The sequence below is a fragment of the Streptomyces iranensis genome, from assembly GCF_017874715.1.
Classification (GTDB): Bacteria; Actinomycetota; Actinomycetes; order Streptomycetales; family Streptomycetaceae; genus Streptomyces; species Streptomyces iranensis.
In genome coordinates, this window is record NZ_JAGGLR010000001.1 from 610,293 (window position 1) to 625,545 (window position 15,253).

Annotated in this window: 12 protein-coding genes and 2 pseudogenes; 10 read left to right on the forward strand and 4 right to left on the reverse strand. The window is 67.8% G+C overall.

Translation table 11 applies throughout. The features are described 5' to 3' along the window. The first annotated feature begins 30 nt into the window (after nt 1-30). Nucleotides 31-734, forward strand: a pseudogene (locus tag J2Z30_RS02680) (serine hydrolase domain-containing protein). 315 nt (nt 735-1,049) lie between these two features. On the opposite strand, the gene J2Z30_RS02685 reads toward J2Z30_RS02680, so the two are convergent. Then, nucleotides 1,050-2,312 carry a tyrosine-type recombinase/integrase gene (locus J2Z30_RS02685; protein WP_044576387.1) on the reverse strand — a complete coding sequence of 421 codons (1,263 nt, stop codon included), beginning with the start codon at nt 2,310-2,312 and terminating at the stop codon, nt 1,050-1,052. Nucleotides 2,313-2,437: 125 nt separating this feature from the next. Beyond that, nucleotides 2,438-2,716, reverse strand: a complete 279-nt coding sequence (locus tag J2Z30_RS02690; protein WP_044576385.1) for a helix-turn-helix transcriptional regulator — start codon at nt 2,714-2,716, stop codon at nt 2,438-2,440. Nucleotides 2,717-3,549: 833 nt separating this feature from the next. Between J2Z30_RS02690 and J2Z30_RS02695 the strand changes: the two genes are divergently transcribed. Continuing rightward, on the forward strand, nt 3,550-4,182 hold the full coding sequence (locus J2Z30_RS02695) for a hypothetical protein (protein WP_044576381.1): 633 nt from the start codon (nt 3,550-3,552) through the stop codon (nt 4,180-4,182). 262 nt (nt 4,183-4,444) lie between these two features. Next, nucleotides 4,445-5,236, forward strand: coding sequence for an IS5 family transposase (locus J2Z30_RS02700; protein ID WP_078956928.1), 792 nt, complete (start codon nt 4,445-4,447; stop codon nt 5,234-5,236). Here the strand turns inward: J2Z30_RS02700 and J2Z30_RS02705 are convergent. Beyond that, nucleotides 5,193-5,741, reverse strand: coding sequence for a hypothetical protein (locus J2Z30_RS02705; RefSeq protein WP_044576379.1), 549 nt, complete (start codon nt 5,739-5,741; stop codon nt 5,193-5,195). The two genes, J2Z30_RS02700 and J2Z30_RS02705, sit on opposite strands and share 44 nt — an antisense overlap. Before the next feature lie 1,272 nt (nt 5,742-7,013). Between J2Z30_RS02705 and J2Z30_RS02710 the strand changes: the two genes are divergently transcribed. Then, the gene (locus J2Z30_RS02710; protein ID WP_209468516.1) at nt 7,014-7,184 is read left to right on the forward strand and encodes a hypothetical protein; all 171 of its coding nucleotides are present in this window, start codon (nt 7,014-7,016) and stop codon (nt 7,182-7,184) included. A 464-nt stretch (nt 7,185-7,648) separates the two neighbouring features. After that, a complete protein-coding gene (locus J2Z30_RS02715; protein ID WP_044576377.1) occupies nt 7,649-8,566 on the forward strand; it encodes a DUF5655 domain-containing protein in 918 nt (305 codons plus the stop codon). Between the two features lie 94 nt (nt 8,567-8,660). Here J2Z30_RS02715 and J2Z30_RS02720 read toward each other — a convergent pair whose 3' ends face one another. Further along, nucleotides 8,661-9,410, reverse strand: coding sequence for a DNA-methyltransferase (locus tag J2Z30_RS02720; protein ID WP_044576375.1), 750 nt, complete (start codon nt 9,408-9,410; stop codon nt 8,661-8,663). 615 nt (nt 9,411-10,025) lie between these two features. On the opposite strand from J2Z30_RS02720, the pseudogene J2Z30_RS02725 reads away from it, so the two are divergent. The 5 genes and pseudogenes from J2Z30_RS02725 to J2Z30_RS02745 all read left to right on the forward strand — a co-directional run bounded on the left by J2Z30_RS02725 (nt 10,026) and on the right by J2Z30_RS02745 (nt 15,214). Continuing rightward, nucleotides 10,026-11,154, forward strand: a pseudogene (locus tag J2Z30_RS02725) (C40 family peptidase). Nucleotides 11,155-11,229: 75 nt separating this feature from the next. Next, nucleotides 11,230-11,538, forward strand: a complete 309-nt coding sequence (locus tag J2Z30_RS02730) for a DUF6112 family protein (protein WP_044576373.1) — start codon at nt 11,230-11,232, stop codon at nt 11,536-11,538. After that, the gene (locus J2Z30_RS02735) at nt 11,538-12,218 is read left to right on the forward strand and encodes a hypothetical protein (protein WP_044576371.1); all 681 of its coding nucleotides are present in this window, start codon (nt 11,538-11,540) and stop codon (nt 12,216-12,218) included. The genes J2Z30_RS02730 and J2Z30_RS02735 overlap by 1 nt, the downstream gene beginning before the upstream one ends. A gap of 30 nt (nt 12,219-12,248) precedes the next feature. After that, nucleotides 12,249-13,646 carry an SCO6881 family protein gene (locus J2Z30_RS02740; RefSeq protein WP_044576369.1) on the forward strand — a complete coding sequence of 466 codons (1,398 nt, stop codon included), beginning with the start codon at nt 12,249-12,251 and terminating at the stop codon, nt 13,644-13,646. Between the two features lie 95 nt (nt 13,647-13,741). Next, complete coding sequence (locus J2Z30_RS02745) at nt 13,742-15,214, forward strand: SCO6880 family protein (RefSeq protein WP_044576366.1); 1,473 nt, start codon at nt 13,742-13,744, stop codon at nt 15,212-15,214. Nucleotides 15,215-15,253 lie beyond the last annotated feature (39 nt).

Here is a 15,253-nt window from a genome sequence, read left to right on the forward strand (position 1 = left end):
TGAGGTCCAACACCGTGGACAAGGAGATTCATGAGGGGAACGAATAACCACGGCTTCTCCGATGCAGGACTGCGCAGACTGCGCGACGTGCTTGCACAACATATCGAAGCCAAGAAGATTCCCGGCCTCGTCTTCCTGGTCAGCCGCGGCGGCCAGACCCACGTCGAAGCGTTCGGGACGATGCGCCATGACGGTGGCGCGCCGATGCGCGGGGACACGATTTTCCGGATGGCGTCCACGTCCAAACCGGTCACGATGGCGGCGGCGATGGTTCTGCTCGACGAGGCCAGCCTCCGGCGTTCCAGGGCGCCGGCGGTGGCCTGGTCTCCACTGTCGACGACTACCACGCCTACTTCCAGATGCTGCTGAATCACGGTATGCACGGGGGCGAGCGGCTCTTGTCCCGGCCCGCCGTCGATCTGATGACCAGCAATCGCCTTACGCCCGAGCAACAAGGCGCTCGTGACGCCATGTACAGGAACATCGCCTATCTGTCCTCCGGACAGGGGTTGCACGGCGGATGGGGCTTCGGGATGGCGGTGCGCACCTACCGTGGCGACTACGCGCCCATCGGTCAGTTCGGCCGGGACGGCGGTACCGGCACCACCGCATACGCCGACCCGAGCGATCAGCTCACCGGAATCCTGCTCACCCAGACCGGAATGTCCACCCCGGACGCGGGGCATGCCGTCCACGACTTCTGGACCACGCTCTACCAGGTCATCGACGACTAACTACGAGCGCTCCATGACCCTCGACCCTGCGCTCGCGCTCGCTGAGGGCCGACACGCCGCGACATCATGCGCCCGCCAAGACGAAGAACAGCCTGCACACCGCTCCCGTCCGCGGTCGCGTCGGCGGCCACCACCTCATGGCCGACGACGAAAGCCACGTCATCAACGTCCCCGAACAGCACACCTACGCCGTTCGCCTGGGTAGTCTCCGGACTCTGAGGCGGCTTCCGTCTGATCATGTGTTCCACCAAGGTGCGAATCTGCTGCCTGAAGCCAGCTCAGAAGCATTGCCCGCTCCTCCGCTCCTGAGACCCTTCAGGGACGTTCCGCAGAATCCGTGAACCAAGACTCGATTACGGCGAGGCCGCGCGCTCCGGCCTGCGGCATGAAGTGAGTGTAGGTGCGGAGCGTGAAGGCAGGGTCGGAGTGCCCCAGCCACTTCGCGAGCGACACGATCGACTCCCCTGCTTCGAGCATGACCGACGCGTACGTATGGCGGAGCACATGGAACCCGTGCTCCCGGCTCGGCTCCCACACGCGGGTGACCTTCTCCCCCTCACCCTGCTTCGGGAGCGGCGGGATGACTCCGGCGGCTGCAAGCGCGGGCTTCCACGTCTTGGTGTTCCAAGTGGTGCGATTGATCGCCCCACACCGGGTTGAGTAGACCAGAAGCGGCACGGTTACCTTCCGGCGCTGCTCCCGCGGCAGGTCCGGCTCCTCAGGATCCAGCCACGGCAGAGTGACCTCGACGGGCGCGAATCGCTCCTGGTGGTCGAGTAGCCTCTTCGCCAGCGCCGGAGGTAGTGGTACATCGCGCTCCTTGCGCCCCTTCGGCGGTCCGAAGTAGAGCTGCGACTGATGCCGAAGGATCTGCCGCTCGATATGCAGCGAGTCGCTGCGGACGTCGCCAGGGCTAAAGGCGAACGCCTCGCCCTGCCTGAGTCCACAGCCCACACCAAGGTCGAGCACGATCCGGTAGCGGTCCCGCAGCTTCTCCCGAACCGCGTCCACACGATCCTGCTGCCACGCGCGGGCCTTACGCTCCGGCTTCTTCGGTGGCTTGATCGAACTGCTGCCCTTGCACGGATTGCGGAACAGACGCTTGTCCTCAACCGCAGCCTGCATGATCGCCTTCAGGTACACCCACGCGACATAGGCCGTTGCCGACCCGACCTCACGCTGAACGTCAGCCGACCACTTCCGCAGCTCGGCGATGCCAACATCCATGAGAGCCAATTCGCCGAGGTGCGGCAGCACTTGCCCCCATATCCGGTACCTCATGCTCTCCAGCGTCTGTGCCGGGTGCACCTGAGACGGCCACCAGTGCTTCTCCACGTACTCGCTCAGGCTGATGGCCCCGTCCCGCGAGTCGACGAAGTCACCCCGGCGCGCGTCGGTCTGCGTCTCCGCCAGCCAGGCCTTGGCGTCCGCGACGGTGTCGAAGGAACGGTCGCGGACCCCCGGGATGCCCTTGACCCGGTAGCGCGTGCACTTGCCCCACAACGCGGTTCGCTCGCGCTTGCCGGTCTCTTTGTTCGGCCGCTTCTTGAGCCATCGGTCCTCGATGTAGCCCGCCATGCGCCGCTCCTTCCTGGCCTGATGAGAGCTGCCTCGACGCGATCTATCTCGCGATCAGACACACAGACGATCTGCGCGTGCATGAAATTCCGGGTGCTTGGAACTTCCTGAAGACGGATTGCATGTCAGGCTGCGCGGCGGCGCTCGCGCTGCTGCGGCGCCTTGTTCAGCGGGTTGAGAGCCGCGTTGGACCGCGAATCGGCCTCCTGCTGTTCAGCCAGCCACGCATCCAGCAGTTCCCGCCGGTACATGACTCGCCCACCAGGCCCCAGGCGGAAGCTCGGCGGCCCCTGCCTCCGGTGACGCCAGATGTAAAGGGTATTCACGGAGATCCCCATGTACTTCGCTGCATTCTTAGCATTCAGGAACGCAGCCTCGATCGAGGGCTCCGGCTCATTACGCATCGACGTGCCTCCGAGGTGAACGCCGCCAGGAAGGCGGGCATGCCATTCCGCCCGCCAACCACGCGGAGAAGCCGCACGGACTACTACTGACGGGCAGGATCAGCATCTAGAGAACCAAGGGTTTGGCGCGACCGTCATGCCGTGATAGTTGAGAGCGTCGGTGCACTCAACCTCAGCTGCCCCCGAGGACAAGTTCGCCGTGAACCGCATTGGGATCCCACCATTGCGGCGGTGATCACGAAAATCAGCCCGGCGCGATCACCGAACAGTGGGGCCGCCGTTTCCCGCGTGTGATCGTTCCGGTGTGAGACACAGACAGGGCACAGCATCCGCATGTTCGCTCCCCCGGGAGCGGGGTACGGGACCGGCACTTGCCCAACTGGTCCGCCATATGCTCGGCGACGATCCCGACTCTTCATCGGACAGCTACGAGGTCTGCGAGTGCGCCACGGGGCCCGGATACGTAGTCGAGAACGAGGCCACACAGCAGCTGCGCCGCAAACTCACGCAGTTCGAGCACATGGGCGATCATGCTGGCTCGCGCCCGCTGATACCGCGGATTGAAGTCGCGCCTGATCAGAGTACGTGCACCCGTCCACCTACTTCGCTCTCGTGCTGCTCCGTCCAAGAGCGTCCATCCAACTTCCGGCTGGACGAGTTAGCTGGGCTCCACCCGGGCCGCCGGAAGATGGCTCCGACTGGCGGGCACGACCATGCCGGCCCAGGTAGTGACGGAGATCACAGGGGGCGATCTCAGATTCTTTGCCGCTACGGCACCCTGCCGCACCTAGAGGTGAAGGCTCTACGACCTGCCCCGAGGAGGACCTCCCTTCATGACCTCTACCCCCGCCCACCACACGCCGAAGCCTGGCGTGACGATCAGCAGTGTCAGCGCCGTCTTCCCACTCGATTGCAAGACCCCCGTCTCCATCAGCTACGAGACGAGCCTCGCCACTGACGGGTGCGGCATGGATCCGCTGACAGTGCCGCCATTCTTCATCGACGTTGCCCAGCGACTGTCCCAACAACTGAACCTTTTCTCCCGTGTTGAGGTGAATGTCGATCACTCTCCTGGGACCAGCTCCGTGCTCTTGCCGCCCTTCCGCTTCCGGGATAAGTCCTTCTCAGCCGCGCTACAGCCGCGTACGTGGACAGCGCCAGGTTCACGGTCCGGCTTAATTGCGGCCATGGCTGCCCGGGAGGCAGCCATCGAAGGGCGCGATCGTGCAGTCGACGACTTTGCCGTCGACTGGTTGGGTATCCGTCCGGCGAAGGCGGGGCAGTGGCGCGAGGCAGTCTCCACAGCACTCCTCACAGACTGGACGGCAGCGTTGAGCACGCCAAGCATGGCCGAGGAGTCGGTGCTGCGACTGCTCAAAACAGAGACGCTGATGGAGCACCGGCGGCTACAGCCGGTGTGGACACGCAGGTCAGGCGGATGCCGGACACACCTTCTCGATAAGTAGCTGTTGTCGTTCCGATCTTGAGGGGTGGGTGTCGAACGGGAGTCTCGTTTGGGTGATCGCGGCCGGCCGCGGGCATGAAGGCAGGGCCTCTTGGTAGCTCGGGGTTGCGAAGCCGACCGAGATCCAGGAGACCCTGTTGCCGCAGTTGTACGTGCTCGCGCCGGTGGAGTTCAACTCGGCTGCACCGAGGTGTGATTGCGTCGCTCACCGGTTCGGGAATGCGGCCGATCACCCGGAACGTGTTCGGCGGTACCCCTCGGACATGACGGACGCGGAGTGGGCCGTGGTCCGGCCGCTGCTGCCGGTGCCGGGCTGGCTGCGGGGCCGGGGCGGACAGCCGGAGGCGTACTGCCACCGGGCCATGCTGGACGCTGTGCGCTATCTCGTGGACAACGGGATCAAGTGGCGGGCTATGCCCGGCGACTTCCCACCGTGGGACCGGGTCTACGCGTTCTTCCGCCGTTGGCGCGACCACGTGCTGGTCAGGGAGTTCCACGACCGGCTGCGCGGCCGGGTCCGCCAGAAGGAAGGGCGGGATGCGGAGCCGACGGCCGGCGTGATCGACTCGCAGTCGGTCAAGGCTGACGCCGTCGTCGGCGCCGACAGCCGCGGCTTCGACGGCGGGAAGCTGATCAACGGCCGCAAGCGGCACGTCGTGGTCGACGCCCTCGGCCTGCTGCTGGGCGTGATGGTCACCGCAGCGGACACCGGCGACCGCGCCGCCGCGAAGGTCCTGCTCGCCCAGGTGGCCGACGCCCATCACCGGCTGGAACTCGTCTGGGCCGACGGCGGTTACACCGGCAGCCTCGTCGAGCACTGCCTGGCCGCGTTCGCCCTGGTCCTGGCCATCGTCAAACGCAGCGACGACACGCGCGGCTTCGTGGTGCTGCCCAAGCGGTGGATCGTCGAGCGGCTCTTCGCCCACCTGATGCGAAGCCGCCGCCTGGTACGCGACTTCGAACGCCGCACCACCAGCGCCGAGGCGATGGTCTACTGGTCGATGACCATGGTCATGACCCGCCGCCTGGTCCGCTCACGCCTCGCGCGAGCGTGAACCGGCCCGGCGCCGGCTCGGCCAGCCAGCCCCGGGCGACCAGGCGTTTCGACTTCGACCGCAGCGCCTCCACCCTGGCCGGCACCACGTCCATGCCGAAGGCGGCAGCCATCTCCTGGCAGGTCAGCGGGCCCTGACCGAGACGGACCCGATCTGCGAGCGCGGCCAGGATGCGCTGGTAGTCCGCCGACAGTGCCGTCCAGGCCAACCCCTCGCGCCACACCGGAACCTGCGACTTCGCCTTCGCCGCCACAGGCGGCGACGCTTGCACCTCGCCTTCCGTCCCGGCGCCGCCCGGCAAGTCGGTGACCACCACGTCGGCTGGACTCCCGCCCGGCACGGACAGCACCGCACCAACGCGCTCGCGGGCGATCGTCCACTCCAGCCACTCCTGCTCGGCCGTCGCGAGCTCGGCCTGGATGCGTTCGGCTTCCTCGCGCAGCCCGTCCACGCGACGACGGGCGGCAAGCTCGTGCTGTTCCAGCAGTCCGACAACCGACGGCATTCACGACCTCCACAGGAGCGACGAAACGACGGTCCATCACTCCCACACGGACGCCACCCCTACCCCTGACCAGCGAAAACGCAGTCCTCAGACTCGGAAAGACAACAGCCTCTAAGCCGGTCAGCAACGGACTAGTGCTTGCGGATCTGGTCACCGACGGCAGTACGCCTGAAGACGCCGTGCTACGCGCCGTACTCGCCGACCGCCGAGTAGTCGCGGTACTGCGCAAGCTGTACCGCGACGAGGCGACAGTGGCTCACAGCTGGTCAGAAACTGGGGACACATGGCGTCAGGCCGCGCGCGATGCCGGTCTGCCGGCAGCTTATGGCGAGCGCGTGCGCCGCAAGCTCAAGCGCCTCGGTGCACAACACACGGATCTTGGTCAAGCCGCCGCCACCACGCGGGGCGGTACCCGGTAGCCATGACAGGGGACCAATGAGCGCCGCTACCCGGCGCCCCTTTCACCAGGCGATCATTCAACACCAACGCGATGGCGGACGTACCCGGCAGACAGCAGGGCGACGGACGGTCGACCGACCGAGGCCCTGCTGTGTCTCAGCCGTCACGTGCGCTCCGGCGAGGGCGTTCACTCACCGGTTCGCGGCCGCCGGTGACTCCTGGCCGTCAGGTTCACCCGCCGGGCGCGGTAGCCAAAGGAGGGCCTGCGGTGTCCGGAAAAAGTGGCACTGCTGCCCTGGATTGAGCCTGTTACGGCTACCAGGGTCTGCGGTGGCCGCTGGGGTTGCGGGGCTATGTCCATAGCGGTGCGCCGTCGACGGCCTCCACTCCCACTGCGAACGGGAGCGGGGCCCACCACTAACCGCGCGCGGCCACTGAGGTGGGCCGTGGCCGCGATGTGACGGCTGTCGGGCCCGGTCTGTCCGGCCGGGCCTCTCCGCCGCGCCAGGGGCGTCTCACCCGGAAACCATCAAAGGTGAGGTATATCACACGCTTGGTCAGGGGTTGTCCGTCAGACTCATGAACCTTGCTGCGGTTGCGGGATGTTCGTTGTCAACTTCCCGTCAGTTCTCGGTCGCCACCGTGTTTTTGGGCTACGTGGGCCCGGCTGAGCGGTTCACGAGCACTTGGGGCCGGTAGTGTGACCTCGTTGTCTCCGTCGCCGGGATGGGCCGACGGGCTGCACGAGCAGATGTTCGTGCTACCCACCGTCCCATTCACTCGACAAAGAGGAGACACGCGATGTCGGATACACCAAACCGACCACCGGGAGCGGAGGCTGGCGACCAGCCAGCCGAGGGAGACCGGGGGGAGGTGCAGACGGCATCACCACCCCGCAGGCACAGCCGCTGGCTCCCGCGGATCCGGCGGACCGGGAAGCGCTTAGTCGCCGTGGTGGTCACGACCGTGGCAACCGCCGCGTTCCGGCCGCTGGCAGAGGACTGGGTCGACAAGGCCCGCCAGTTCCTCGGGGAGCTGCTGTGACCGCACAGCAAAACGGCCCGGAAGAGCACCGGGCCGCTGTGCACTGCAAATAGCAGGTGAAGGGCGTTCGGCGCAACGGGCTGCAACCCGCGCCGACGCTCTTCGTCTTTCCCGGGGTGCCCTCTTCCTGTGTGGAGAGGTGCCTCCGGTCAAGTTTTATGTGACACCACACTAGCGTCCGCGTGCGGCGTGCGCATACGCCCCGCCCCTAAAGCACCCCGATCATGGCGTTCTCCTCCCACAGGACGCCTGGTGATCGTGCGATTCGTCGGCGGGCCGCTGGGCGGACTGGTGCTGCAGCACACCGGTCCCAGGTGGCCGGGCGGCTGGATGTGGCTGAAGGGGGCGCTTCGCGCAGCGGCGTCTGCCGTGCCCGTAAGTGTCTGCGGTGATTCCCCGGGAATAAAGGTCCGCTGACCTCCATTGTTCGTGCACAGTGATCCCGTAGGAGGCCCGGGAGGGACATGAGCAATCTGAAGGTCTTCCGGGTGAGAGGCGCCCGGGCCACGGAGATACCAGGGGCGTCGGTGGCGGTGGAGCGTGAGCTGCAGTCGCTGATCGAGGCCAACATGGAGGCGATGCTCGGCATCCGGTTCCTGGCTACGGAGTACCGGACTGGTCGGCACCGAGGCCGGGTCGATTCGCTGGGGCTCGATGAGAACGGCACCCCGGTGGTCATCGAGTACAAGCGTTCGAGGGATCAGAATGTCATCAGCCAGGCGCTGTCCTATCTGGTGTGGCTGCGTGATCATCACCACGAGTTCGAGCGGCTGGTCGCGGACCGGCTCGGTCCGGAGGCAGCCGGGGCCGTGGACTGGAGCAATCCGCGGGTGGTGTGCGTGGCGGGAGAGTTCACGTACCACGACACGGTGGCCGTGGAGGAGATCGGTCGCCGGATCGATCTGGTCACCTATCGGGTCTTCGACGACGTGGTCACGCTCCAGTTGATCACCTCCGTCGCCGGGACCAGGGCGGCTTCCTCGCGCACGAATGCCCCGGCCGCGTCGCACATGACCGGGTCGGGGCCGGTGGTCAGTGTGCAGCAGCGGCTGGAGGGGGCGCCTGCGAAGCTCAAGGAGCTGTTCGACGCGGTCGATGAGCGGCTTCTGGTGCCCGAGGGGGCGCGGATGGAGCCACAGCAGCACTACTTCACCTACCGGCGGATGAAGAACTTCGCCACCGTGCGTGTTCAGCCGCGCAAGGAGGTCGTGGCGGTGAATCTGAATCTCGATCCGGCGACGGTGGAGCTGGAGGAGGGATTCACCCGGGACGTGACCAAGGTCGGCTGTCTCGGTATCTCGGGGGTCGAGGTGAGCCTGCGTTCGCGAGCCGATCTGGAGCGAGCCGAGGGCTTGATCCTGCGGAGCGTCGCGGCTTCCTGACCATGGCAGACGAAGGGGCGGTCGCATACCCGTATCGGGGGTGCGACCGCCCCTTCGTGCGTTCTGCCCTCTTCCTATGTCTCTCGTCCCGGGGTCACTCCTCGGGTCCGGCAAGGTCGAAGTCGTCCTGGGTCAGTTCGCGCTCCATGCGCTGTTCGGCGATGTCGGCGTAGTGGTCGGACAGCTCGATGCCGATGAACTGCCGTCCCTCGCGCAGAGCCGCGACTCCGGTGCTGCCGGATCCGGCAAAGGGGTCAAGAACGGTGCCGGCCGGAGGGCAGATCTTCACCAGGTCCTGCATCACCTCGACCGGCTTCTGCGTGATGTGCACGCGGTCCTTGCGCGGCTGGCTGGCGGTGTAGAGCCCGGGAAGGTAGACGGGGTTCCGGTTGGCGTCGACCGGGCCCTTGGTGCCCCAGACGATGTACTCGCAGGACTGCTTGAGGCGCCCCTTCTGCGGTCGGGACACCGGCTTGTGCCAGGAGGCGATCCCCCGCCACGTCCACCCCGCCGCCTGCAACGCGTCTGTCGTAGTGGGCAGTTGGCGCCAGTCCGTGAAAATAAGAGCGGTACCGGACTCGACGGTGGCCCGGTAGGACTCGGTCAGCAGGAGGGTGAGCCAGAATCCGTAACTGCGCTGGTCGCGGTTCTCGCCGGGGAAGTTGGCGAGGTGGTGCTCGGCGTCCGCGGCGGTGTACTTGGCCCGCGCGGTGCGTCCGGTGCGCTCGCCGCTGGTGCGTCCGCCCGAGTTGTAGGGCGGATCGGTGATCAGGGCGTCGACGCTGTTGTCGGGCAGGTCGGACAGAACGGTCAGTGCGTCGCCTCGGTGGAGGGTATAGGGCACGCGGTTTCTCTCTTTCGGGAGCCGGGCGCGTGAATTCCTTACGGGGTAGCGCGCGGGGAGGTGAGCGGCTCCAGGAACTGCCGAACGGCATACCTCGGAGTCAGGCCATTTCGCCGGAGGTTAATCGCGGATCCCGGCCGCACCAAGTCAGAACGAGGCTTCCCTCGGTGTCGGTATCTCCTCGTTTGGTGCGGCCGGAATTCCTCCCTACAGTCTCGGCAAGCTCATCGGGAAGGACTCGGTTACCTCCCTGATGAGCGGTGCTGATGCCTGCTGCGTCGTCCGATGGGCGGGGCGCATCGGCATGCTGTCGAGCGTCTCCTGACCGGAGAAAGGCGTCTTCTAATGTGGCGCGTGAGATTACCAGCGCGGCTTACTGCCGCTCCTCGCTAAAGCGATACGGGCGGCCGGGGTGAACTGGCCCCGGCCACCGGTCGCTGTCCCTGCACGGGGATTTCAGATTCTTGACCGGCGCGGTGCCGGTGACCTTTTCGACGAGAGCACCCGCACCGCGCCGCCTACGCACAAGGAGTTGCCGATGCGGCACGCCCTGGCACGCCCGGCGCCATATCCCGGTACGCGACACGTCTCTCACCCCGCACCAATCCCGAACCCGTGAAGACCCTGTACGTCGTCGGCGCGGTGGTCACCGCGCCGCTGCTGCTGATCGCTCCGCTGGCGATGGCGATGGCCGGTACGCACGGCGCCGACGCGGCCTGTAAAAGACGACGCGGGTGGCGACGTTGACGCTGCGGCGGTCGCGAAGCAGGTGCGCTCGATCCTCAAGAGCGACAAGGCCGGGCCGGGCCACGCGTCCGGGCTCGATGCGCCCAAGGGGCAGGTCCCGAACGCGAAGAAGATCCAGGACACCGGTGTCGCGCTGAAGGTCCCGGCCCGGGGGCAGGTGGTCGCGCTGGCCACGGCCTTGCAGGAGTCGGGGCTGCGGAACCTGTCCTATGGCGACCGGGACTCGCTCGGGCTGTTTCAGCAGCGGCCGAGCCAGGGCTGGGGAACGGCCGAGCAGGTGCGGGATCCGGTGCACGCCTCGACCTCGTTCTACACGCACTTGAAGAAGGTCTCGGGCTGGCAGTCGATGACCATCGCCCAGGCCGCCCAGGCGGTCCAGGCGAGTGCCTTGCCCGACGCGTACGCGAAGTGGGAGCCGCTGGCGACCGCTTTGCAGAAGGCCCTCGCCAAGTCCTCCATGACCAGCGGCGGTTCCGGTAAGAGCGCAGCCAAGGGTGGCGAGGCCGAGGCTCTCGCCGGGGCTGAGTGCGGCGGCCAGGACGGCTCTTCGTTCGGCCCGATTCCGAAGGGGTCCGCACCCAAGGGCTACAAGATCCCGGACTCGGCGCCCGTGCCGGTGCGCAAGGCGATCCGTTGGGGCCTGGGGCAGCTCGGCACCGAGTACCAGTGGGGCGGCTCGTGCGCGAATGCGCACGGCAAGGATCCGATGAGCCGGTGCGACTGCTCCTCCCTGATGCAGGCGTCGTACAAGGCCAGCGGCGTTCAGCTCTCCCGGACCACGTACACGCAGGTCAAGGACGGCAAGGCCGTCAGCCCGGACCATTTGAAGGCCGGGGACCTGCTCTTCACCCGCGGCACGGCCGCCCGGCCGGAACACGTCGGCATGTACATCGGGCGCGGCCTGATCCTTCAGGCCCCGCGCACCGGTGACGTCGTCAAGATCACCCGGCTCGCCGACTGGCGTCCCTCCATCCTCGCCGCACGCCGCGTCGCCTGACGCGCCTCTCCCTCTCTCCTCTCCCTCTCGCACCAACTCCGGGCTTTCGCGCGCCCACACAACAGGAGTTCCCTATTGAAGCTCGCACAGCATCTCCAGTACCTGGCCTACGACCCAGGCGTGCACCCCAGGGAGGGCGGCCTTCCCGGCCTCGACGTGTTGAAGAAGGTGATGGGCAGCATCAACCTCTTCGGGATCGTCGCCACCGTCGGCGCCCTGGCCCTCTCGGCAATGATCTGGGCTTGGGGGCATCACAGCGGCGGTCACCAAGCCGAGCAGAACGGCAAGAAGGGCACGACGATCGCCGCAGGTGTCGCCCTGCTGCTGGGGGCGGCGAATGGGATCATCGCGTTCTTCTCGGCGATGGGGACGCAGGTTCACTGATGCCGAAGAAACGATTTTTCAAGCCGTCGAATCGGCCCGTCGATGCCTCGTCGTCGGTGCTGCGGCGTGCGGTGATGATCGGCATCATCCTCGCGATGCTGGCGGGCATAGCCGGTCTGGTCGGCTACCTGACCCGGCCGGGTGCCCCGGCGCCGCCACCGTCCAGCTCGCGCTCCGCTTCCCCGGCGCCGCACAAAACCCCATCCCCCGGCTCCGAGCGCGCTGTGGCGAAGCCGCCGCACACCAGCGATCCGGTCACCTTCGCGGAGGCGGCCACCAAGGCGCTGTGGACCTACGACACCCGGCACGGCTCCCGCGCCGAGCACCTGACCGGGCTCAAGGCGTGGATGACCGGCGAGAGGAACTACCGCGACTGGGAATCGGTGACCAGCCAGGTACCCAGCGAGGTGCTGTGGCTGCGGATGCACGACAACCACCAGCGGGCCAGGGCGAAGGTGAGCGAGGGGCACTTCCCCGAAGCGTTCAAGACCGCCATGTCCCAGGACCCCGGGGCGATCACGCAGACGTACGTCTACGCCGTCACCGTCACCGGCGAGCAGTCCATCGGTTGGAAGCACGGCGGTTCCGGCGCCGAGCCCCGCTCGGCCACGCTCGCCATCCAGTGCCGACCCCACCACGACTGCGCCCTGTCCGGGGTCCTGCCGGAGGTCGCCCCATGACCGCCGCCCCGACGAGGAAGGAGGTGCCCGATGAGGGCCTGTGACCTTCCCCTGATGAACCACGTGTGCGGTGCGGTGGGTGGCGTGGTCGGCAAGACCGGTGAGGCCATCACCAGTGGCATGGGCGCCTGGATCGCCAAGTCGATGGGTGAGCTTGCGCAGTCAGCCACCGACCTGGCCTCCAGGGCCGTGGACAAGACCACGGCGGTGGACCTGAACGCAGAGTGGTTTCGCCACAACTACGAACTGGTCCTCCCCATCGGGCTGGTGCTCACCGTCGGCACGTTCTGTCTCCAGCTCACCCGGGCCGCTTGGCGCCGGGACGAGCGCGCGCTGGCGCAGGCGGCGTTCGGGACGATGGTCGGGGTCTTCTTCGCCTTCGCCGCGATCGCCTGCACCACCGCCGCGCTCACCGTCACCGACGCCCTGTCCGCAGGACTGTTCAAGGCGGCCAACAGCTCCGTCGATGACGCGATCCGCCGCCTGATCAAGGTGCAGCAGCTGGGGAGGATGTACGGCCTGGGCTGGGCCGTTCCCACCCTGGTGGCTCTCGGCTGCGCGGTCGGCGCGTTCTTGTACTGGGCGGTGATGGTCGCGCGCAAGGTCGGCATCCTCGTGCTCGTCACGCTCGCGGTCTTCGCCGGGGCCGGCGGAGGCTGGGAGGTCGCCAAGCGGTGGCGTCGCGGCTGGATCGAGGCCACCGCCACCCTGGTGGTCTCCAAGCTGCTGATGACGATCGTCTTCCTCCTCGGCGTCTCCGCGATGGGCAAATCGGATTCCCATGACGGGCTGAGCGCCTTGTCGGACGCGATGGCGGGCATCGTCGTGATGGTCCTGGTGCTGCTGTGCCCCTACGCCACGTACAAGTTCGTGCACTGGGCCTCGGACGGCGGTGGGCACGACGACCTGCACCGCTCAGGCGTGTCCGGTCTCCGTACGGCAGCTGGTGCGGCGCAGACCGCTGGTCAGCTGGCGCTGCAGGCCAAGACCGCTGGCATCGCACCGCAGGGTCCGTCGAAGGTGCCTGGTCAAGGGGCCGGTGGCGTGGCTTCGGGCATCGACCCGAGTGGCGGCTCGGGCGGCGGCAGCCTGGGCGAGCCGAAGCAGACCCATTTCCGCTTCGGCGAGAATCCCAATGCTTCGGGTGACAAGGGCAAGGCCCTGATCCGCCGTCCGCCGACCGACGGCGACCGTGGCCAGCCGCTCATCCAGCGCCCGGGGCAGGAGTCCGGGTCGGGTGCAGATTCGGCTCCGGTCTCCTCCGGTCCCACGCCCCAGGGCGCCTCCGGCGGACCGGCAGGGCCCCTGCACCAGCCTTCCTCCTCGCGAGCGAGCGGTCGGCCGCCATCGAGCAGCCCGCCCCCGCAGGGCGGTGCCGCACCGCAACGGTGGGTCTACCCCGGCCCGCCGAGCGATCCCGGCTCCTAGAGCCCTCATCTGACGGGGGCGGGCTCAGTCCGCGCCCGGCCGCCCGCCCCCGTCGCCTCCCCCTCGTTCCCCTGTGCTTCAAGGACGGCTGTCTCATGCTCTCCGAAACCTCCCCCTCCGACGGCCCGGCTACCGTGAAGTTCCCGCACCGCACGCGCCGTGGCGTTCTGATGGGGCTCTCTGTCGCGCAGTTGCTCGGTGTCGCGATCACCGGCCTGCTTCTGCTCGCGGTCCTGCTCACCTCCGGCGTTCTCGGAGCGCTGAAGCTCATACCGGTCTGGGTCCTCCTGCTGGCGGCCGTCTTCGTGCGGCACCGGGGACGGTCGCTGGCCGACTGGACGCCCATCGCCCTGCGCTACGTACTGCGCCGTGCGAAGGGTCAGTTGGTCTGGCTCGCCCGCCCCGCCACCCGGCCACGCCGGGCAGGGCTGCTGCACCTGCCAGGTACCGCAGCCTCCCTGCGGGTCGTCACCGCTCCCACCGGCCACTTCGGCGCGGTCCACGACCCGCACGCGGGCACCTTGACCGCCGTTGTCCGCGTCTCCGCCCGTGCCTTCGCGCTGCTCGACCCGGCAACCCAGTCCGCCAACGTGACCGGCTGGGGCCGCACGCTGGCCGCACTCGCCCGCACCGGCCACGTCGCCCGTGTACAGGTGCTGGAGCGCACCGTCCCTGAGAGCGGTGACGCGCTCAACCGGTACTGGCACGAGCACGGCATTCCCGATACCCCGCTGGCGGGCCCGGTCTACCGCGACCTGCTGGACGCCGCAGGACCGGCCGCCGCGCCGCACGAGGCATACGTCGCGCTCGCCCTCGACATGCGGGCCGCCCGCCGCCTGATCAACCAGGCCGGGGGCGGACTTACCGGGACCTTCTCTGTGCTGGGCCAGCTCACCGCCACCTTCGACCAGGCCGCCCGCAACGCCGGGCTCACCCCGAGGGGTTGGCTGGCCGCACGCGAGATCGCAGCGGTGGTCCGTACCGCCTACGACCCGCATGCCTCCGCCGCACTCGACCAGTGGTCCGCGACCGGGCGGCCGCAGGCTGACCCCGCTGCCGCCGGTCCGGTGGTCCTGGTGGAGAAGGGCGACCGCGTCCAGACCGACTCCGCGCACCACGCGACGTACTGGATCGAGAACTGGCCAAGGACCGAGACCAGCCCCGGGTTCCTGCACCAGATGCTGTTCACCACCGGGGTGCACCGCACCCTCTCCCTCACCTACGCGCCCAAGGGGCTGGACTCCGCGCTCAAGGACGTGCAGCGCAAGAAGGCGTCCGTCATCGCGGATGCCTCCGAGCGAGCCCGCAAGGGCCAGGTCGACTCCGAGGAGGACGCGGTCGAGTACGCCGACGTCAAGGAGCGCGAACGGCAGCTACTCGCCGGGCACGCGGATGTCGCCCTCACCGGGCTGCTCACCGTCAGCGCCACCTCCGAGGACGAACTCAACTCCGCCTGCGCGGCCATCGAGACCGCCGCCGTCTCGACCATGACCGACCTGCGGCGGCTGACCTGGCAGCAGGCCGAAGCCTTCACCCGCGCCGCCCTGCCACTCGCCCTCGCGGTGTAGCCAACCCGCGCCAGACCCCCTTTGCCGCGCTCGACCGAA